The organism is Pseudomonas sp. 18-147 (genome assembly GCF_051048045.1).
In the GTDB taxonomy this organism is placed as follows: Bacteria; Pseudomonadota; Gammaproteobacteria; order Pseudomonadales; family Pseudomonadaceae; genus Pseudomonas; species Pseudomonas aeruginosa.
Map to the genome: position 1 here is coordinate 5,943,221 of NZ_CP182296.1, position 20,346 is coordinate 5,963,566.

The following is a 20,346-nucleotide window of genomic DNA, read 5'->3' on the forward strand; positions in this document are numbered from 1 at the left end:
CACAGCGGTGGTGGCACGTAAAAGGAGAGGAATGTGAGCGAACTCATTCGCGTACCCGACATCGGCAACGGTGAGGGTGAAGTCATCGAGCTGCTGGTCAAGCCCGGCGACAAGGTCGAGGCCGATCAGAGCCTGCTGACCCTGGAATCCGACAAGGCCAGCATGGAAATCCCCAGTCCCAAGGCCGGGGTAGTGAAAAGCATCAAGGCGAAGGTCGGCGACACCTTGAAAGAAGGTGACGAAATCCTCGAGCTGGAAGTGGAAGGCGGCGAACAGCCTGCCGAAGCCAAGGCCGAGGCAGCGCCCGCCCAACCGGAAGCGCCGAAAGCCGAAGCGCCTGCTCCCGCCCCGAGCGAGAGCAAGCCGGCCGCCCCCGCCGCGGCCAGCGTCCAGGACATCAAGGTCCCGGACATCGGCTCGGCCGGCAAGGCCAACGTCATCGAAGTGATGGTCAAGGCCGGCGACACGGTCGAGGCCGACCAGTCGCTGATCACCCTGGAATCCGACAAGGCCAGCATGGAGATTCCCTCGCCGGCCTCCGGGGTGGTGGAAAGCGTCTCGATCAAGGTCGGTGACGAAGTCGGCACCGGCGACCTGATCCTCAAGCTGAAGGTGGAAGGCGCCGCTCCGGCAGCCGAAGAGCAACCGGCAGCCGCTCCGGCCCAGGCCGCGGCGCCCGCCGCCGAGCAGAAGCCCGCCGCGGCGGCCCCTGCGCCAGCCAAGGCCGATACCCCGGCTCCGGTCGGCGCACCCAGCCGCGACGGCGCCAAGGTCCATGCCGGCCCGGCGGTGCGCATGCTGGCGCGCGAGTTCGGCGTCGAGCTGAGCGAAGTGAAAGCCAGCGGTCCCAAGGGTCGCATCCTCAAGGAAGACGTCCAGGTCTTCGTCAAGGAGCAACTGCAGCGCGCCAAGTCCGGCGGTGCCGGCGCCACCGGCGGAGCCGGCATCCCGCCGATCCCGGAAGTCGACTTCAGCAAGTTCGGCGAAGTGGAAGAAGTGGCGATGACCCGCCTGATGCAGGTCGGCGCCGCCAACCTGCATCGCAGCTGGCTGAACGTGCCGCACGTGACCCAGTTCGACCAGTCGGACATCACCGACATGGAAGCCTTCCGCGTTGCCCAGAAGGCCGCGGCGGAGAAGGCCGGGGTCAAGCTGACCGTACTGCCGATCCTGCTCAAGGCCTGCGCCCACCTGCTCAAGGAACTGCCGGACTTCAACAGTTCGCTGGCCCCCAGCGGCAAGGCGCTGATCCGCAAGAAGTACGTACACATCGGCTTCGCCGTGGACACTCCGGACGGCCTGCTGGTCCCGGTGATCCGCGATGTCGACCGGAAGAGCCTCCTGCAACTGGCCGCCGAGGCCGCCGAGCTGGCCGACAAGGCCCGCAACAAGAAGCTCTCGGCCGATGCCATGCAGGGCGCCTGCTTCACCATCTCCAGTCTCGGCCACATCGGCGGCACCGGCTTCACGCCGATCGTCAACGCGCCGGAAGTGGCGATCCTCGGTGTGTCCAAGGCGACCATGCAGCCGGTATGGGACGGCAAGGCCTTCCAGCCGCGCCTGATGCTGCCGCTGTCGCTGTCCTACGACCATCGCGTGATCAACGGTGCCGCCGCGGCGCGCTTCACCAAGCGCCTGGGCGAGCTGCTGGCGGACATCCGCACCCTGCTCCTGTAATACCTGCGCCGCTCCCCACGGAGCGGCCAGCCCCTCTCGCGAGCATGCCACGCTCGTCTCTCGGCCCCACCGGATGGTGGGGCTTTTTTTGCCCGCCTGACGGCTCGGCGAAACTGCGTCCCGTCGTACCGCCAGCGAATGCCACAGGACCCGCAGGCGCGAGTTCGGCGCGCACGATGACAGGCGCTCGACGCCAACCCTCCCGGCGAAGCCAACCCTACGAAAAACAGGGCTTTTCCAGCGGCACCGCAGACCTCCGACCGTCCAGCGGTTTTTTCCCGGATACGCTTAACTTGGGCCCTGCCGGGCCGATACAGAGTTACTTGTCAGACCAATCGGCATAATGCACCCTTTGCCTGCACCCCATCGAAACGGGTCGAGGCCTCCCCCTCGCTCAGTACCTGGAATCAGCCTCGCATGAAAAGTCATCCCGATGCCGCCAGCCGTTCGGCGGCCGAGGTTGTCACGCAGCTACCCGTGCCGTCGCGGCTCGGGCTGCTGCGTTTCGAGCGGCTGAACGAGCCGAGCTGGGCACTGCTGTTCCTCGATCCTGCCTGCGAGCGCCAGCTCGGGCTGCCGGCGACTACCCTCTGCGCACTGCTCGATGCGCCTTACGCCAGCCTGATGGAACCCGAGGCCCGCCACCGCCTGCACGAGCAGATCCAGCAGCAACTGGTGAAGCGCCCGCACTACCAGGTGAGCTACAAGCTGCACACACCCAACGGCGTGCTGACCATGCTGGAGTTCGGCGAAGCCTTCCAGCAGCATGGCCGCCAGTTGCTGCACGGCTACCTGATGGTCGAGGAGCGAGCGGAGAGCGCCGAGCGCAGCGAACAGTTGCTCGACCTGGAATCGCAGAACCTGCGCCTGAAGGCGTCCCTGGACCTCTACCAGCGCTCCCAGGACGACCACCTGCAACACCTGCTGCGCTCGCGCACCCAGCAGAACCTGATCGTCCGCCTGGCCCGCCATCGCTACCTGTCCAGCGACCCGCTGCTGGAGGCTGCGCAACTGATCACCCAGGCCGCCTGCGAAGCCTACGGCACCGCGCGAGCCGGCATCTGGCGGCTGCTCGACGACCAGCGCCTGGAAGCGGTGACCGTCTACCGCCGCGACCTCGACCAGTACGAGAAGCCCCAGAGCATCGACGCCAGCCGCTACCCCGCCTACCTCGAGGCGGTACACAGCGGGCGCGCCATCGACGCCCACAACGCCCAGCGCGACCCACGCACCCAGGAACTCTACAAGGACTACCTGAAGCCGCTGGGCGTCAACGCCCTGCTCGACGCCACCATCCGCATCGGCGGCGAGGTGGTCGGCGTGCTGTGCCTGGAACACGCCGGCGAGAACCGCATGTGGCAGAGCGACGAGATCGCCTTCGCCGGGGAACTCGCCGACCAGTACGCGCAGGTCCTGATGAACCACGAGCGACGCAATGTCTCCAGCGCCCTGCACCTGTTCCAGCGCGCGGTGGAACAGAGCGCCAGTGCCTTCCTGCTGATCGACCGCGACGGCGTGGTGGAATACGTCAATCCGAGCTTCACCTCGATCACCCAGTACAGCGCCGACGAAGTGCGTAACCGACGCCTGTCCGAGCTACCGGCGCTGGAGAACCTCAGCGAGCTGCTGTTCGACGCGCGTTCCGCGCTGACCCAGCAGAACAGCTGGCAGGGCGAGTTCCGCAGCCGCCGCAAGAACCACGAGCCTTACTGGGGCCAGTTGTCGCTGTCGAAGGTCTACGACGATCTCGGCGAGCTGACCCACTACATCGGCATCTACGAAGACATCACGCAGAACAAGCTGGCCCAGCAGCACATCGAGAAACTCGCCTACCGCGACAACCTCACCGGCCTAGCCAACCGGCACTATTTCATCGGCGCCCTCGAGGAACGCCTGGAAAGCAGCGGCGACCGCCCGCTCAGCCTGCTGCTGGTGGACATCGACAACTTCAAGCGGATCAATGACAGCCTCGGCCACCAGACCGGCGACAAGCTGCTGGTCAGCCTGGCCCGGCGCTTGCGCAGTTGCCTCGGCGACGGCGCCACCCTGGCGCGCTTCGCCAGCAACGAGTTCGCCGTGCTGCTCGACGACACCGCGGTGGAAAAGGGCGAAAGCATTGCCGCGCAGGTCCTGCACATGCTCGACAAGCCGCTGTTCGTCGACAACCAGTTGATCAACATCACCGGCTCCATCGGCCTGGCCAGCGCCCCGCAGCACGGCTGCGACCCGCAGACCCTGATGAAGTACGCCGGCCTGGCGCTGCACAAGGCCAAGGCCAACGGCAAGCACCAGGTCCAGGTGTTCACCGAGGCGCTGACCGCCGAGGCCAGCTACAAGCTGTTCGTCGAGAGCAACTTGCGCCGCGCCCTGGCGCAGAACGAACTGGCGGTGCACTACCAGCCCAAGCTGTGCCTGCGCAGCGGCCAGTTGCTCGGCCTGGAAGCCCTGCTGCGCTGGCAGCATCCGGAAAAAGGCATGATCCGCCCGGACCGCTTCATCAGCGTGGCCGAGGAAACCGGGCTGATCGTGCCGATCGGCAAGTGGGTGATCCGCGAAGCCTGTCGCCAGGCCCGCGAGCTGGCCGAGGCCGGGCTGGGCGAGCTGCAGATCGCCATCAACCTGTCGCCCAAGCAGTTCACCGACCCGGACCTGGTCGGCTCGATCGCGGCGATCCTCCACGAAGAGAACATCCCGGCCAGCCAGCTGGAACTGGAGCTCACCGAAAGCCTGCTGCTGGACGCCACCGACGATACCCGCCAGCAACTCGAACGCCTGAAGAGCCTCGGCCTGACCCTGGCGATGGACGACTTCGGCACCGGCTACTCGTCACTGAGCTACCTGAAGAAATTCCCCATCGACGTGATCAAGATCGACCGCAGCTTCATCAAGGACATCCCGGACAGCCAGGACGACATGGAAATCACCTCGGCGGTGATCGCCATGGCCCACAACCTCAAGCTCAAGGTAGTCGCCGAAGGCGTGGAGAGCGCCGAGCAACTGGCCTTCCTCCGGCGCAACCGCTGCGACATCGGCCAGGGCTACCTGTTCGACCGGCCGATCCCCAGCGACCTGCTCAATACCAGTCTGCTGCGCTATCCCTGCCGCACCCTGCACTGATCGCCCAGGCCTCCCCCGCCGGCGCGGAAAGGCTGTACTCTCTGTGCTCATCCGCGAGTCATTCGCCTACCCCCTGAGCAGGAGACGAGAGCCATGGTTCTGCGTTCTGAAATCCTCACCAAGAAAAGCGAGCTGCCCACGCCGGACCAGGCCCTGCCGGGTCGCGAAAGCGCCATGCCGGTGCCCGAAGCGCACTTCGTCAACGGCCGCCCGCTGACCGCGCCGTTCCCCGCCGGCCTGCAACAGGTGCTGTTCGGCATGGGCTGCTTCTGGGGCGCCGAGCGTCGCCTCTGGCAGCAACCGGGTGTCTGGGTGACCGCGGTGGGTTATGCCGGCGGCTACACGCCGAACCCGACCTACGACGAAGTCTGCTCCGGCCTGACCGGCCACAGCGAGGTCGTGCTGGTGGTCTACAACCCGCAGGAGACCAGCTTCGAACAGCTGCTCAAGGTATTCTGGGAAGCCCACGACCCGACCCAGGGCATGCGCCAGGGCGGCGACATCGGCACCCAGTACCGCTCGGTGATCTACACCTTCGACGCGGCCCAGAAGGCCGCGGCCTTGGCCAGCCGGGAGAGCTTCCAAGCCGAACTGGCGAAAGCCGGCTACGACCGCATCACCACCGAGATCGCCGACGTCCCGCCCTTCTACTACGCCGAGGCCTACCACCAGCAGTACCTGGCGAAGAACCCCAACGGCTACTGCGGCCTGGGCGGCACCGGGGTGTGCCTGCCGGCCTGACGACTATTCCGCCACCAGCCAGTCGAGACGCCAGCCGCCCTGGCTCTGGGCCATGACCTCGGCCAGCCAGGGCAGCAGGTCGCGCAGTTCGTCCTCCAGCGGCCACGGCGGATTGACGATGGCCAGCCCGGAGCCGTTGAAACGCTCGGCGTCGTCGATCGGATGCACGTGCAGCTCGGCACGCAGCAGCTTCGGCGCGACGCTACGTTCCAGGGCCTGGTAGAAACGCTTGAGCTGGCGCTCGTCCTTGATCGGATACCAGATCACCACCACCGTCTGGCGCATCCGCCCGATCGCCTCGTCGAGCGCAGCGACACAACGCTGCAATTCGTCGGCCTGCTCGAACGGCGGATCGATCAGCAGCACCGCGCGCTTTTCCGGCGCCGGCAGGAACGCCCGCGGCAGCAGCCAACCGTCGCCCTGGTGCACGGCGACCCGCCGTTCGCCAGCCATGTTGGCCTTGAGCAGGCGGCCGTCCTCGGGATGCAATTCGTTGAGCAGCACGCGGTCCTGGGCGCGGGTCAGGCGCCGCGCCAGTTCCGGCGAGCCCGGGTAGTAGCGCAGGGAGCCGTCCGGATTCAGGTGACGGATCACGTCCAGGTAATCGTCCAGTTGCTCGGGCAGGCCTTCGCGCTCCCACAGACGGGCGATGCCCTGCTCCCACTCGCCGGTGCGGCTGGCCTCGTCACCCTGCAGGTCGTAGAGGCCGACCCCGGAATGGCTGTCCAGGTAGGCGTACGGCGTGTCCTTGCGCCCCAGCAGGGCGAAGATCCGCGCCAGCACCAGGTGCTTGAAGACATCGGCATGGTTGCCGGCGTGGTAAGCGTGACGATAGTTCATGATGACTGCTCCTTGGACAGCGCCAGGCAGCGCTGCTAGCCGGACCGCCCGGCCCCGGCGGATTCGCGCCGACCCCGCGTCGGCACAGGCCCTCGCCCATGGGCGAGGGGCGCGGATTCTACCAGCCTCCCGAGGCTTCGGCAGCGGTCTCGCCGTCGCAGGTTTGGCCCTTGTATCACGCATATCGATGTTGGTTGGCGACCTTCATTCACCAGCCTAGACTCGCTGGCACCCTGGCACCGCCTGCGACGGTCGATGCCTTCGCCGCGCCGCCCCACGATCCCCTTTCGCCGAGGTCGTCATGTCCGAAACCCTGCTCAGTTCCCGCAACCTGGCGTTCGAGCTGTACGAAGTCCTCGATGCCGAAGCCCTGACCCATCGCCCGCGCTTCGCCGAACATAGCCGCGAAACCTTCGATGCCGCCCTCGGCACCGCGCGGAGCCTGGCGGAAAAGCTGTTCGCCCCGCACAACCGCAAGGGCGACGAACACGAGCCGCTCTATGAGAATGGCTCAGCCACGCTGATTCCGGAAGTGAAGCCGGCAGTGGATGCCTTCCTCGACGCCGGCTTCCTCAACGCCACCCGCAGCTTCGAGCAAGGCGGCATGCAGTTGCCGACCCTGCTGTCGCAAGCCTGCTTCGCCCACTTCCAGGCGGCCAACGTCGGTAGCTCGGCCTATCCGTTCCTGACCATGGGTGCCGCCAACCTGATCGAGAGCTTCGGCAGCGAGGAGCAGAAGCAGCGCTTCCTGCAACCGATGATCGAGGGCCGCTTCTTCGGCACCATGGCCCTCACCGAACCGCACGCCGGCTCCTCCCTCTCCGACATCCGCACCCGCGCCGAACCGGCCGCCGACGGCAGCTATCGGATCAAGGGCAACAAGATCTTCATCTCCGGCGGCGACCACCCGCTCTCCGAGAACATCGTGCATATGGTCCTGGCCAAGCTGCCGGATGCACCGCCGGGGGTGAAAGGCATCTCGCTGTTCATCGTGCCGAAGTTCCTGGTCAACGCCGACGGCAGCCTCGGGCCGCGCAACGACGTGATCCTCGCCGGCCTGTTCCACAAGATGGGTTATCGCGGCACCACCTCCACCGCGCTGAACTTCGGCGACAACGGCGCCTGCGTCGGCTACCTGGTGGGCAAGCCGCACCACGGCCTGGCCTACATGTTCCAGATGATGAACGAGGCGCGCATCGGCGTCGGCATGGGCGCGGTGATGCTTGGCTATGCCGGTTACCTCTATTCGCTGGAGTACGCCCGCGAACGCCCGCAGGGCCGCCTGCCGGACGGCAAGGACCCGAGCGCGCCACAGGTGGCGATCATCCGCCACGCCGACGTGCGGCGCATGCTGCTGACCCAGAAGGCCTATGTCGAAGGCGCCTTCGACCTGGGCCTGTACGCCGCGCGCCTGTTCGACGACAGCCAGACCCTGGAAGACGACGAACAGCGCCGCCAGGCCCACGACCTGCTCGACCTGCTGACCCCGATCGTCAAGTCCTGGCCCTCGGAGTTCTGCCTGAAGGCCAACGAGCTGGCGATCCAGATCCTCGGCGGCCACGGCTACACCCGCGAATACCCGGTGGAACAGTACTACCGCGACAATCGCCTGAACCCGATCCACGAAGGCACCCACGGCATCCAGTCCCTCGACCTGCTGGGACGCAAGGTCGGGCAGAACAATGGCGCCGGCCTGCGCCAGCTGACCCGCCTGATCCAGGACGCCTGCCGGCGCGCCGAAGCCCATCCATCCCTGGCCGCCCTGCGCCAGCCGCTGGAACGGCTGGTGGCGCGGCTGTCCGAGGTGACCCTGGCACTGCTCGGCGACCTGATGCAGGGCCAGGTCAACCAGGGCCTGGCCAACTCGGCGCTGTACCTGAAGGTGTTCGGCCATGCGGTGATCGGCTGGCGCTGGCTGGAGCAGGCGATCCGCGCCGAGGAAGGGCTGGCTCGCGGCGACTGCGCCGACGCCGACTTCTATCGCGGCAAGTTGCAGGCCGCTCGCTACTTCCTGACCTGGGAAGTGCCTGGCTGCCACCACGAACTGGCGCTGCTGGAGGCCCGCGACGACGTGTGTTCGAGCATGCAGGAAGAATGGTTCTGATCCTGCCTGCCCTTTCCCGCCCCGGTCACGTCCGGGGCTTTTTTATGTCCGGGCATGGACGCCGGGTTGCCGTTGCCTGGCGGCCACGCCGGCGAGTCCGCGCGCACTCGCCCGGACAACGCGAAAGCCTTGGAATTCCTTCGAAAAAAACCGCAGCCGCCCCTTTACAGTCCGCCAAATCCGCAGGTTAGAATCACTTGGCATGCGGCCTGCATCCTGTCTACGTAATTCCCCTACGTAAAACCGACCCGTAGCGTCGCCTTCCCCCTGTCCCGCCGCGAGGAGGCCGACCTTGGACGCCGTCACCGTCAATAATTTCTTCCTGATCGGGGCGGTGCTGGTCGGCATGAGCATCCTCGTCAGCTCGCTGTCCTCCCGCCTGGGCATCCCGATCCTGGTGATCTTCCTCGCCGTCGGCATGATCGCCGGCAACGACGGGGTCGGCGGCATCGTCTTCGACAACTATCCGATGGCCTACCTGGTGGGCAACCTGGCGCTCGCCGTGATCCTGCTCGACGGCGGCCTGCGCACCCGCGTCTCCAGCTTCCGCGTGGCGCTCTGGCCGGCATTGTCGCTGGCCACCCTGGGCGTGCTGGTGACCACCGGCCTGACCGGCATCGCGGCAGCCTGGCTGTTCGACCTGCACTGGATGGAAGGCCTGCTGATCGGCGCCATCGTCGGCTCCACCGACGCCGCCGCGGTGTTCTCCCTGCTCGGCGGCAAAGGTCTCAACGAGCGGGTCACCGCGACCCTGGAAATCGAATCGGGCAGCAACGACCCGATGGCGGTGTTCCTCACCGTGACCCTGATCGAGATGCTCGCCAGCGGCCAGACCGGCCTCAGCTGGGGCTTCGCCCTGCACCTGGTGCAGCAGTTCGGTCTCGGCGCCCTGCTCGGTCTTGGCGGCGGCTGGTTGCTGCTGCAACTGATCAACCGCATGCACCTGGCCGGCGGCCTCTACCCGTTGCTGGTGATCAGCGGCGGCCTGCTGGTGTTCGCCCTGGCCAACGCCGTCGGCGGCAGCGGCATCCTCGCCATCTACCTGTGCGGCCTGCTCCTCGGCAACCGCCCGATCCGCAGCCGCCACGGCATCCTGCACATGCTCGACGGCATGGCCTGGCTGGCGCAGATCGGCATGTTCCTGGTCCTCGGCCTGCTGGTCACCCCCCACGACCTGTGGCCGATCGCCCTGCCGGCACTGGCCCTGGCGCTGTGGATGATCCTGGTGGCACGACCGCTGTCGGTACTGATCGGACTGATCCCGTTCCGCGCCTTCCACGACCGGGAGAAAGCCTTCATCGCCTGGGTCGGCCTGCGCGGCGCGGTGCCGATCATCCTCGCGGTGTTCCCGCTGATGGCCGGCCTGCCGAACGCCCAACTGTTCTTCAACGTGGCCTTCTTCATCGTCCTGGTCTCGCTGCTGGTGCAGGGCACCAGCCTGCCCTGGGCGGCCAGGCTGCTGCGGGTGGTGGTGCCGCCGGATCCGGCACCGATATCCCGCGCCGGCCTGGAGATCCACCCGACCAGCGAGTGGGAGCTGTTCGTCTACCACCTGAACAAGGAAAAGTGGTGCATCGGCGCCGCCCTGCGCGAGCTGAAGATGCCCGGCGGGACCCGGATCGCCGCGCTGTTCCGCGGCACCGAACTGCTCCACCCGTCGGGCAGCACCATCCTCGAGGCCGACGACATTCTCTGCGTGATCGGCCACGAACACGACCTGCCGGCCCTCGGCAAGCTGTTCAGCCAGGCGCCCGACCGCGGCCTCGGCGCGCGCTTCTTCGGCGACTTCGTGCTGGAAGGCGATGCCCAGCTGTCGGCGGTGGCCTCGCTCTACGGCCTGAAGCTCGACGGCATCGACGGCGAGCAAGCGCTGGGGCGCTTCATCGCCCACGAGATCGGCGGCGAAGCGGTGATCGGCGACCAGGTGGAGTGGAACGGCCTGACCTGGACCGTGGCCGCCCTGGAAGGCAACCGTATCCGCAAGGTCGGCGTGAAGTTTCCGGAAGGCCGCCCAGGGCCCGGACTTTTCCTCTGATTTCCTGTCGAATTCCCGTTCCGAGGCGCCTTGCGGCGCCTCGGAGCCACCACTAACCTGCATTCACCCTTCTTCGAGTCTCTTCTCGACCATGCCTGCCCTCCGCTCCCTGATCGCTATTCTTTTCCTCGGCCTCTGCCTTGCCAGTCCGCCGCTCCTCGCCCAGTCCGAGCCGCCCTCGGCCGAGGCCGTCCAGCAAAGCCTCGACAAGCTGGCCGAGCGCAAGCTCGCCGAAGCCGACCAGAAGGTCGCAAAGGCCAGCCTCGAACAGACCCTCAAGTTCCTCGCCGCGCGCGACGAAGCGCTGCAGAGCCTGGAGGACCTGAAAAAGCGCCTGAGCGACGCGCCCCGGCAGATCGAGGAAAACCAGCGCGAACTGGAGCGCCTGAAGAAGACCAAAGAACGTCCGGTCAGCGAACGCTACAGCGGCGAGAGCGCGGCCCGCCTGGAAATGCTGCTCAACGACCGCACCACCCAGCAGGCCGAGTGGCAGAAAGCCCTGGGCGAGGCCAACAGCCTGTCGATCACCGCCGAGACCCGTCCGGAACGAGCCCAGGCCGGCATCAGCAGCATGCAGGCACGGATCCTGGAAATCGGCTCGCTGCTCAAGGCCGGCAAGGAAAGCGGCAAGACGATCAACGCCGACCGTCGCGGCGAGCTGCTCGCCGAGCAGGCCGCATTGACCGTGCAGAGCCAGCTGTTGCGCCAGGAGCTGGCCGGCAACAACCTGCTGCAGGACCTCGGCAAGAGCCAGCACGATCTGCTCACCGAGAAGATCTCGCGCCTGGAAAAGGAAACCCTCGACCTGCAGGCGCTGATCAGCGAGAAGCGCCGCGAGCAGTCGGAAAAGACCGTCGCCGAGCTGTCCAAGGAAGGCGCCCAGGGGGCCGGCACCGACAGCCTGCTGAGCCAGGAGAACGCCAAGAACCTGCGTCTCTCCGACTACCTCCTGCGTGCCACCGACCGCCTCAACGTGCTCACCCGGCGCAACCTCGAGACCAAGCAGCAACTGGACAACCTGACCCAGTCCAACCAGGCCCTCGAGGAACAGATCAACGTCCTGCGCGGCAGCCTGCTGCTGTCGCGCATCCTCTACAAGCAGAAACAGGCGCTGCCCAAGATCAAGGCCGACCAGAGCCTGGCCGACGAGATCGCCGACCTGCGCCTCGGCCAGTTCGAACTGAACCAGGAACGCGACAAGCTGGCGACCCCGCAGCAATACCTGGACGACCTGCTCGCCCAGCAGCCCAGCGAGCAGGTCACGCCGGAACTGCGCAAGGATCTCGACACCCTGTTGGCAACCCGTTCCGAGTTGCTCGAACGGCTCAACCACGAACTCAACGCGCTGCTCAACGAAGCGATCACCTTGCAGTTGAACCAGAAACAGTTGCTTTCCACCAGCGAGAGCCTGCGCACCACCCTCGACGAGCAGATGTTCTGGATTCCCAGCAACCAGCCGCTCGACCTGTCCTGGTTCAAGATGACCCCGACCCTGCTGAAGAACCAGCTCACCGAGATCCCCTGGGGCTCCGGGGTGCGTGAACTGGGCGAAGGCCTGGTCGATCGGCCACTGCTGTTCCTGCCGCTGTTCCTGCTGATCGCCGCGCTGCTGTGGAAACGCCGCTACCTGTACGACAAGCTGGCGGAGCTGAACGACGACATCGGCCACTTCAAGCGCGACAGCCAGCTGCATACCCCGCTGGCGATCCTGATCACCATCCTCCTCGCCCTGCCCGGCACCCTGACCTTTGCCGTCGCCGGGCTGGCCCTGCTGCTGGACGCCCGCGGCCAGAACGCCACCCTCGGCAGCGCCCTACTGGAAATGGCCCAGGTCTGGCTGCTGTTCTACACCGCCCATCGCATCCTCACCCCGGGCGGCATCGCCGAGCGGCATTTCCACTGGAGCCGCGAACAGGTCGGCTTCCTCGACCGGCACCTGGTCCGCCTCGGCGTTGTGGTCCTGGCGCTGGTCGGCGTGGTGACGGTGGCCGAGCACCAGCCGGCGAGTCTGGCCGACGACGTGATCGGCATCGCCGTGGTCCTGCTCGGCTACGCGGCCATGGCCTGGCTGCTCAGCCGCCTGCTGTTCAGCAGCCCCGGCGACGAACGTCCGTCGCTGATCAAGATGATCGTCGGCATCCTCTTCACCGCGCTGCCGCTGGTGCTCTTCGTCGCGGTCTGCTTCGGCTACTACTACACCTCGCTGAAGCTCACCGACCGTCTCATCGATACCCTTTACCTGCTGCTGCTCTGGTTCGTCATCGAGGCCGCCTTCGTCCGCGGCCTGGGTGTGGCGGCCCGGCGCCTGGCCTACGCCCGGGCCCTGGCGAAACGGCAGAACGCGGCGAAGGAAGGCGTCGACGGCGAGACCAACGTCGAGGAGCCGACCCTCGGCATCGAGCAGATCAACCAGCAATCGCTGCGGCTGATCCGCCTGGCTCTGCTGATCGGCTTCATCGTCTGCCTGTACTGGGTCTGGGCCGACCTGATCAGCGTGATCTCCTACCTCGACAACGTCACCCTGTACCAGTACACCGCCGGCACCGGCGAAGCGGCCACCAGCGTGCCGATCAGCCTGCGCGACTTCCTCGCGGCGCTGGCCATCGCGGTGGTCACCGTGGCCCTGGCGCGCAACCTGCCCGGCCTGCTGGAAGTCCTGGTACTGCAGCGCCTGACCCTGGCCCAGGGCAGCGCCTACGCCACCACCACCCTGCTTTCCTACGCCATCAGCGGCATCGGCATCGTCAGCGCCCTGTCCACCCTCGGGGTCAGCTGGGACAAGCTGCAATGGCTGGTGGCGGCGCTCTCGGTAGGCCTCGGTTTCGGCCTGCAGGCGATCTTCTCCAACTTCGTCTCCGGCCTGATCATCCTCTTCGAGCGTCCGGTACGAATCGGCGACGTGGTGACCATCGGCAACCTGTCCGGCACGGTCAGCCGGATCCGCATCCGCGCCACCACCATCACCGATTTCGACCGCAAGGAGATCATCGTCCCGAACCAGACCTTCATCACCGGGCAACTGGTGAACTGGTCGCTGAGCGATACCGTGACCCGGGTCACCATCAAGATCGGCCTGGCCTACGAGACCGACCTGCCGCTGGCGCGCAAGCTGATGATGCAGGCGGTCAAGGAAAACCCGCGGGTACTGCGCGACCCGGAGCCGCTGCTGTACTTCCTGACCATCAGCGCCAGTACCTTCGACTACGAGCTGCGCTTCCACGTCCGCGAACTGGGCGACCGCAACCCCTCTACCGACGAGATCCTGACGAAGATCGCCACCAGCTTCCGCGAACACAAGATCGACATGGCTTTCAACCAGGTCGATGTGTTCGTCAAGAACCTCCAGGGCCAGCAGGTCCAGCTGTTCGTCGGCGAGCCGCAGCACAGCGGCGTCGGCAATCCGCCCGCGCTCAAGGGCCAGGACGGTCCCGCCGAACCGACCCGCTGAACCTCCGGGCCTGGACGCCCTCCGGCAATTCCCAGCACAATGCTCGGGAATTGCCGGAGGCCTCTCTTGAAATCACTCGACGACCTCGACTTCGACAACCGCTTCGCCCGCCTGGGCGACGCCTTCTCCACCGAAGTCCTGCCCGACCCCATCGCCGAGCCGCGCCTGGTGGTAGCCAGCCCCGCCGCCCTGGCGCTGCTCGACCTGCCAGCGGAAACCAGCGACGAAGCGCTGTTCGCCGAACTGTTCGGCGGGCACAAGCTGTGGTCGGAGGCCGAGCCGCGGGCGATGGTGTATTCCGGCCACCAGTTCGGCTCCTATAACCCGCGCCTGGGCGACGGCCGCGGCCTGCTGCTCGGCGAGGTGATCAACCAGGCCGGCGAGCACTGGGACCTGCACCTCAAGGGCGCCGGCCAGACCCCCTACTCGCGGATGGGCGACGGGCGCGCCGTGCTGCGCTCGTCGATCCGCGAGTTCCTCGCCTCCGAAGCCCTTCCGGCACTGGGCATTCCCAGCAGCCGGGCGCTCTGCGTGATCGGTTCGAGCACGCCGGTCTGGCGCGAGAAGAAGGAAAGCGCGGCGACGCTGCTGCGCCTGGCGCCCAGCCACGTGCGCTTCGGTCACTTCGAATACTTCTACTACACCCGCCAGCACGACCAGTTGAAACAGTTGGCGGCGTTCGTTCTGGAACACCACTTCGCCGACTGCAACGCAGCCGAGCGGCCATACGCGGCGATGTTCCGCCAGGTCGTCGAGCGCAACGCCGAACTCATCGCCCGCTGGCAGGCCTATGGCTTCTGCCACGGGGTGATGAACACCGACAACATGTCGATCCTCGGCATTACCTTCGACTACGGGCCCTACGCCTTCCTCGACGATTTCGACGCCAATCACATCTGCAATCACTCCGACGACGCCGGCCGCTACTCCTTCAGCAACCAGGTACCGATCGCCCATTGGAACCTGGCCGCCCTGGCCCAGGCGCTGACGCCACTGGTGGAAGTGGACGAACTGCGCGCCAGCCTCGACCTGTTCCTGCCCCTCTACCAGGCCCACTACCTCGACCTGATGCGCCGGCGCCTGGGCCTGGGCGTCGCCGCGGAGAACGACCAGGCCCTGGTCCAGGAACTGTTGCAGCGCATGCAGGGCAGCGCGGTGGATTACTCGCTGTTCTTCCGCCGACTCGGCGAAGAGACTCCGGAGCGGGCGCTGGCCAGCCTGCGCGACGACTTCGTCGACCGCGAGGCCTTCGACCGCTGGGCCGAGGCCTACCGCCGGCGCGTCGAGGAAGAAGGCGGAGACCAGGAGTCGCGGCGCCGGCGCATGCACGCGGTCAATCCGCTCTATGTGCTGCGCAACTACCTGGCACAGCAGGCCATCGAAGCGGCCGAGCAGGGCGACTACACGGAAGTCCGCTTGCTGCACCAGGTACTGAGTCGCCCGTTCGAGGAACAGCCGGGCATGGAGCGCTTCACTCGGCGCCCGCCGGACTGGGGGCGGCACCTGGAAATCAGTTGCTCCTCCTGACGGGATGCCCTGACAGAACGGCGGCCGATAATGCCGCAATGGAATAAATACCTTCGGAAAACTTCTTAGACGCACTAAGAAAAGCCGATTATCTTCGCCGCCACACTTATTCCAGCCTGTTCTACCACCTCCTGTCAGGCGCCTTGCCGCATGAAGATACGCGACCTCGATCTCAGCCAGAGTTCGATCAACACCGAACACCAGGCGCTAGGTCTGCCTCCTGTCGAAGATTTCGTCACCCATCCGGACGACCACCCGGTACTGCGCGCCGCCATGTGGGCGGCGGTGCTGATCCTGGTCGGCCTGCTCGCCTTCCTGGCCTGGCGCCTGTTCTTCGACAACGGCGGCAGCAGCGGCTTCGAGATCATCGAGCAGGCCCTGACCAGCCGAGGTTTCTGGAGCGCGGTGGCGGTGGGCTTCTTCGCCCAGGTGATCGACGGTGCGCTGGGCATGGCCTACGGCATTACTGCCACCACCTTCCTGCTCAGCGCTGGCGCCACGCCGGCCGCCGCCAGCGCCAGCGTGCACATCGCCGAAGTGTTCACCACCGGCTTTTCCGGGATTTCCCACGTCAAGCTCGGCAACGTCAACAAGTCACTCTTCCTCCGCCTGCTGCTGCCGGGAATGATCGGCGCGGTGCTCGGCGCCGTGCTGATCACCCGCTTCGACGGCCACCAGCTCAAGCCCTTCATCTCCGCCTACCTGCTGCTGATGGGCCTGTACATCCTGAGCAAGGCCTACCGCCACGTGATCACGCGCCGGGCACCGCGCCACGTGGCCAAGCTGGCACTCTTCGGCGGCTTCGTCGATGCCGCCGGCGGCGGCGGCTGGGGCCCGGTGGTCACCAGCAGCCTGATCGGCTCGGGTAGCGACCCGCGCACCACCATCGGCTCGGTGAACTTCGCCGAGTTCTTCCTGACCATCGCCAGCGCCACCTCCTTCATCCTCCTCGCCGGCCAGCCGGACACCTGGAAGATGGTCGCCGGACTGGTCTTCGGCGGCCTGTTCGCCGCGCCGTTCGCCGCCCTGCTGTGCAAGAAGCTTTCGCCGCGCACCCTGCTGGTCATCGTCGGCACCCTGATCACCCTGATCAGCGCCTACAACATCTACATCGGCCTGCGCTGACAGGCATAAGCGGCGAACACAACGGTCTAACCAGGCACGCTTTTCCTTGCCCGGGCGCATTGACCCGCCCGGCGCGCTTTCCCATGCTGCGTCCTTCCAATCTGCCCGAAGGAACGCTGCATGAAACTGGAAACCCTGGCCGTCCACGCCGGCTACAGCCCTGACCCGACCACCCGCGCGGTGGCGGTGCCGATCTACCAGACCACCTCCTACGCTTTCGACGACACCCAGCATGGCGCCGACCTGTTCGACCTGAAGGTACCGGGCAACATCTACACACGGATCATGAACCCCACCAACGATGTACTGGAACAGCGCGTCGCGGCGCTGGAAGGCGGGGTCGGGGCGCTGGCGGTGGCCTCGGGGATGGCGGCCATCACCTACGCGATCCAGACCGTCGCCGAAGCCGGCGACAACATCGTCTCGGTGGCCAAGCTCTACGGCGGCACCTACAACCTGCTGGCCCACACCCTGCCACGCATCGGCATCCAGGCGCGCTTCGCCGCCCACGACGACATCGCCGCCCTGGAAGCGCTGATCGACGAGCGGACCAAGGCCGTGTTCTGCGAAACCATCGGCAACCCGGCGGGCAACATCATCGACCTGCAGGCACTGGCCGACGCCGCTCACTGCCACGGCGTACCGCTGATCGTCGACAACACGGTAGCCACCCCGGTGCTCTGCCGGCCGTTCGAGCACGGTGCCGACATCATCGTGCACTCGCTGACCAAGTACATGGGCGGCCACGGCACCAGCATCGGCGGGATCGTGGTCGACTCCGGCAAATTCGACTGGGCGGCGAACAAGTCGCGCTTCCCGCTGCTGAACACGCCCGATCCGTCCTACCACGGCGTCACCTACACCGAGGCCTTCGGACCCGCCGCCTTCATCGGCCGCTGCCGGGTGGTACCGCTGCGCAACATGGGCGCGGCGCTCTCGCCATTCAACGCCTTCCTCATCCTCCAAGGCCTGGAGACCCTGGCGCTGCGCATGGAGCGCCACTGCGACAACGCCCTCGCCGTAGCCCGCTACCTGCAACAACATCCGCAGGTGGCCTGGGTGAAATACGCCGGCCTCGCCGACAACCCCGAGCACGCCCTGGCCCGGCGCTACCTGGGGGGCCGCCCGGCGGCGATCCTGTCCTTCGGCATCCAGGGCGGCAGCGCCGCCGGCGCGCGCTTCATCGACGCCTTGAAGCTGGTGGTGCGGCTGGTCAACATCGGCGACGCCAAGTCCCTGGCCTGCCACCCGGCGAGCACCACCCACCGCCAGTTGAACGCAGAGGAACTGGCCCGCGCCGGAGTCTCCGACGACATGGTGCGGCTGTCGATCGGCATCGAGCACATCGACGACATCCTCGCCGACCTCGACCAGGCCCTGGCCGCCGCCGCACGCTGAGCGGATCGGTCAGTCCGGGCGAGCGTTTCGGTCCTTGCCCGGCCTGGCCGGCCGGCTAGTCTGGCTGGGATCCCCGACATGGAGAGCGCCATGCCACTGCCCACCGAACTCGCCAGGCACCTGACCGAAGAAAAGATCGCCTTCGTCCAGCGCAGCGGACTCAGGGCGGAAGTCCTCGAACCCGGCTACGTGCGCCTGCGCATGCCGGGCGCCGGCAACGAGAACCACATCGGCAGCATGTACGCCGGGGCGCTCTTCACCCTCGCCGAAATTCCCGGTGGCGCGCTGTTCCTGACCAGCTTCGACAGCGCCCGCTTCTATCCCATCGTCAAGGAGATGACCTTGCGCTTCCGCCGCCCGGCCAAGGGCGACATACGCGTCGAGGCACGCCTGGATGCCGAGCGCATCCGCCAACTGGAAACCGAGGCTGGAGAGCGCGGCAAGGCCGAATACAGCCTCGAACTGCAACTCACCGACGAGCAGGGGGAGGTGGTGGCGGAAAGCACCGCGCTGTACCAGCTACGCAGCCACGCGCGGCCCTGACTGGCAGATTTCGCAGGGCCCGGCGAAGGTTTTTTCTGCCATGGATCAAGGTCCGTAGCGAGCTGCGGCGCGACAGTGGAGAAGCCAGCGTAGCCATCCCACGGAGTCCGCCATGATCCGCCACCTCCTGGTCGCCCACGACATCACCCCGGAAGCCGACGTCGCCCTCGCCCGCGCCGCCCAACTGGCCCGCCAGCACGATGCGCGGGTCAGCCTGCTGCACGTGTACGACCCGGGGCTATCGGCGTCAGCGGTGAAGACCGTCAGCGCCATGCTGCAGCTCAAGCGCAAGGAGGCCGGCCTCGACGAGGACAGCGCCATCCACCTGTTCAGGGGCCAGCCGATCGACGGCATCCTGCAGCAGACCCGGGCGCTCGAACCGGACCTGCTGCTGATGGGCGCGCACCACCAGAAGACCTTCGAACGCTTCGGCAACACCACCCTCGACCAGGTGGTGCGGCGCAGCCGGGTGCCGGTGCTGCTCGCCGTGCGCGAGGCGGACGAACCCTACCGCCAGGCGCTCAGCGCCCTGGACTTTTCCCAGTGCGCCTGTACCGCGCTGCGCCAGGCCTACCGCCTGCTGCCGGTGGAAGCCGACCTGCACGCCCTGCACGTGTTCGAGTCCCCCGACGACGGCGTGCTCGGCCTGCCCAGGCAGAATGCCGCGCACCTGGCCACCCAGGCCGGGCTGATCGAACAATTGCTGAGCGACGAGCAGGAGCGCCTGCCGGGCGTCGGGCCGCAGCTGAGCCACGAAGTGGTTCCCGGCGTGCTGCCGTACAGCCTGGACGCCGCGTTGAAGCAGCGCCAGCCGGAGCTGCTCGCCCTCGGCCGGCACAGCCGCAACGCGCTGATGCAGGCGCTGCTCGGCAACCTGGCGCAACGTTACCTGCGCCAGCCGAGCTGTGACGTCCTGGTTACCTCGTAGAAGCGCTGCCGCAGAGGCTGCTCAGCTTTCGAGAAGCCCGTGCAACTCGACGAACTGCTGGGTCAACTTGTGCCGCGGTTCGAGGAAGATCAGCGGGGTGCAAGCCTGGTGCGACTCGCGCATCTTCACCGAGCTCATCAGGTACACCGGCAGCACCGGCAGTTCCTCCGCCACCAGCTCGTCGAGCAGTTGCTGCGGCAGGCTGGCGCGCGGCTGGAACTGGTTGACCACGATGCCCTCGACCTGCAGGTCTTCGTTGTGGTCGTCGCGCAGTTCCTCGATCTCCTGGAGAAGGCCATACAGCGCCTGGCGGGAGAAGCTGTCGCAATCGAAGGGGATCAGGCAGCGATCGGCAGCGATCAGCGCAGATACCGTGTAGAAATTCAGTGCCGGCGGGGTATCCAGGTAGATCCGGTCGTAGTCTTCGTCCAGTTCGTCCAGCAATTTGCGCAGCTTGTTGATCTTGTGCTTCGACTCCAGCTTCGGCTGCAGGTCGGCCAGTTCGGGGCTGGAGGTGACGATGTGCAGGTTGTCGAACGGCGTCTCGTAGATCTCGACCCTGCCCTTCTTGCTGAAGGGCCCGGAAGACAAGGTCTGCTTGAAGAAGTCGGCGATCCCCACCGGCAGGTCCTCGCCGGTCAGTCCGGTCAGGTAGTGCGTGGAGTTGGCCTGGGCGTCCAGGTCCACCAGCAGGGTGCGATAGCCCTCCGCCGCGCTGACCGCCGCCAGGTTGCAGGCGATGCTGGACTTGCCTACCCCGCCTTTCTGATTGAACACCACGCGCCGCATGGGAAATCTCCGTGAGCCGAGCCTGATCCCGGATGATAGGCAAAGCCGCGGGCAAGCGCGAGCGCCGTCTCGGT

13 protein-coding genes are annotated in these 20,346 nt (G+C 66.6%); 11 read left to right on the plus strand and 2 right to left on the minus strand.

Going from position 1 to position 20,346, the window contains the following annotated elements:
- Positions 1–33: 33 nt before the first annotated feature.
- The 3 genes from aceF to msrA all read left to right on the plus strand — a co-directional run bounded on the left by aceF (position 34) and on the right by msrA (position 5,535).
- Positions 34–1,677, plus strand: coding sequence for a dihydrolipoyllysine-residue acetyltransferase (gene aceF / locus ACM0M4_RS28110; protein WP_003125595.1), 1,644 nt, complete (start codon positions 34–36; stop codon positions 1,675–1,677).
- A gap of 417 nt (positions 1,678–2,094) precedes the next feature.
- Positions 2,095–4,794: a phosphodiesterase DipA gene (dipA, locus tag ACM0M4_RS28115; protein ID WP_003106476.1), complete on the plus strand. Its 2,700-nt coding sequence runs from the start codon at positions 2,095–2,097 to the stop codon at positions 4,792–4,794.
- Between the two features lie 93 nt (positions 4,795–4,887).
- Complete coding sequence (gene msrA / locus ACM0M4_RS28120; protein WP_003116145.1) at positions 4,888–5,535, plus strand: peptide-methionine (S)-S-oxide reductase MsrA; 648 nt, start codon at positions 4,888–4,890, stop codon at positions 5,533–5,535.
- A gap of 3 nt (positions 5,536–5,538) precedes the next feature.
- On the opposite strand, the gene ACM0M4_RS28125 is transcribed toward msrA, so the two are convergent.
- A complete protein-coding gene (locus ACM0M4_RS28125) occupies positions 5,539–6,375 on the minus strand; it encodes a 23S rRNA (adenine(2030)-N(6))-methyltransferase RlmJ (protein ID WP_003095790.1) in 837 nt (278 codons plus the stop codon).
- A gap of 301 nt (positions 6,376–6,676) precedes the next feature.
- Here ACM0M4_RS28125 and ACM0M4_RS28130 point away from each other — a divergent pair, with 301 nt between their 5' ends.
- From ACM0M4_RS28130 to ACM0M4_RS28165, 8 genes are all read left to right on the plus strand, one after another.
- Positions 6,677–8,479, plus strand: a complete 1,803-nt coding sequence (locus tag ACM0M4_RS28130; RefSeq protein ID WP_017148629.1) for an acyl-CoA dehydrogenase — start codon at positions 6,677–6,679, stop codon at positions 8,477–8,479.
- Between the two features lie 292 nt (positions 8,480–8,771).
- A complete protein-coding gene (locus ACM0M4_RS28135) occupies positions 8,772–10,514 on the plus strand; it encodes a potassium/proton antiporter (protein ID WP_003114562.1) in 1,743 nt (580 codons plus the stop codon).
- A 91-nt stretch (positions 10,515–10,605) separates the two neighbouring features.
- The gene (mscK, locus tag ACM0M4_RS28140; protein WP_003103675.1) at positions 10,606–13,962 is read left to right on the plus strand and encodes a mechanosensitive channel MscK; all 3,357 of its coding nucleotides are present in this window, start codon (positions 10,606–10,608) and stop codon (positions 13,960–13,962) included.
- A gap of 66 nt (positions 13,963–14,028) precedes the next feature.
- Positions 14,029–15,489, plus strand: coding sequence for a protein adenylyltransferase SelO (selO, locus tag ACM0M4_RS28145; protein ID WP_003116144.1), 1,461 nt, complete (start codon positions 14,029–14,031; stop codon positions 15,487–15,489).
- Between the two features lie 150 nt (positions 15,490–15,639).
- Positions 15,640–16,614, plus strand: coding sequence for a sulfite exporter TauE/SafE family protein (locus ACM0M4_RS28150; protein ID WP_014603373.1), 975 nt, complete (start codon positions 15,640–15,642; stop codon positions 16,612–16,614).
- Positions 16,615–16,734: 120 nt separating this feature from the next.
- Positions 16,735–18,012 (plus strand): bifunctional O-acetylhomoserine aminocarboxypropyltransferase/cysteine synthase, encoded by a 1,278-nt coding sequence (locus ACM0M4_RS28155; RefSeq protein ID WP_054376166.1) that lies wholly within the window; start codon positions 16,735–16,737, stop codon positions 18,010–18,012.
- Positions 18,013–18,102: 90 nt separating this feature from the next.
- Positions 18,103–18,555 carry a YiiD C-terminal domain-containing protein gene (locus ACM0M4_RS28160; protein WP_003116142.1) on the plus strand — a complete coding sequence of 151 codons (453 nt, stop codon included), beginning with the start codon at positions 18,103–18,105 and terminating at the stop codon, positions 18,553–18,555.
- 112 nt (positions 18,556–18,667) lie between these two features.
- Positions 18,668–19,483, plus strand: coding sequence for a universal stress protein (locus ACM0M4_RS28165; protein WP_054376167.1), 816 nt, complete (start codon positions 18,668–18,670; stop codon positions 19,481–19,483).
- Between the two features lie 21 nt (positions 19,484–19,504).
- On the opposite strand, the gene ACM0M4_RS28170 is transcribed toward ACM0M4_RS28165, so the two are convergent.
- A complete protein-coding gene (locus tag ACM0M4_RS28170; RefSeq protein WP_003103688.1) occupies positions 19,505–20,272 on the minus strand; it encodes a ParA family protein in 768 nt (255 codons plus the stop codon).
- Between the last annotated feature and the right edge of the window lie 74 nt (positions 20,273–20,346).

Bases quoted from the DNA above. Each gene is read 5' to 3' on its own strand.
- dipA (WP_003106476.1), top strand. From the start codon at position 2,095: ATGAAAAGTCATCCCGATGCCGCCAGCCGTTCGGCGGCCGAGGTTGTC.
- msrA (WP_003116145.1), top strand. From the start codon at position 4,888: ATGGTTCTGCGTTCTGAAATCCTCACCAAGAAAAGCGAGCTGCCCACG.
- ACM0M4_RS28125 (WP_003095790.1), bottom strand. From the start codon at position 6,375: ATGAACTATCGTCACGCTTACCACGCCGGCAACCATGCCGATGTCTTC.
- ACM0M4_RS28130 (WP_017148629.1), top strand. From the start codon at position 6,677: ATGTCCGAAACCCTGCTCAGTTCCCGCAACCTGGCGTTCGAGCTGTAC.
- mscK (WP_003103675.1), top strand. From the start codon at position 10,606: ATGCCTGCCCTCCGCTCCCTGATCGCTATTCTTTTCCTCGGCCTCTGC.
- ACM0M4_RS28150 (WP_014603373.1), top strand. From the start codon at position 15,640: ATGAAGATACGCGACCTCGATCTCAGCCAGAGTTCGATCAACACCGAA.
- ACM0M4_RS28155 (WP_054376166.1), top strand. From the start codon at position 16,735: ATGAAACTGGAAACCCTGGCCGTCCACGCCGGCTACAGCCCTGACCCG.
- ACM0M4_RS28160 (WP_003116142.1), top strand. From the start codon at position 18,103: ATGCCACTGCCCACCGAACTCGCCAGGCACCTGACCGAAGAAAAGATC.
- ACM0M4_RS28165 (WP_054376167.1), top strand. From the start codon at position 18,668: ATGATCCGCCACCTCCTGGTCGCCCACGACATCACCCCGGAAGCCGAC.
- ACM0M4_RS28170 (WP_003103688.1), bottom strand. From the start codon at position 20,272: ATGCGGCGCGTGGTGTTCAATCAGAAAGGCGGGGTAGGCAAGTCCAGC.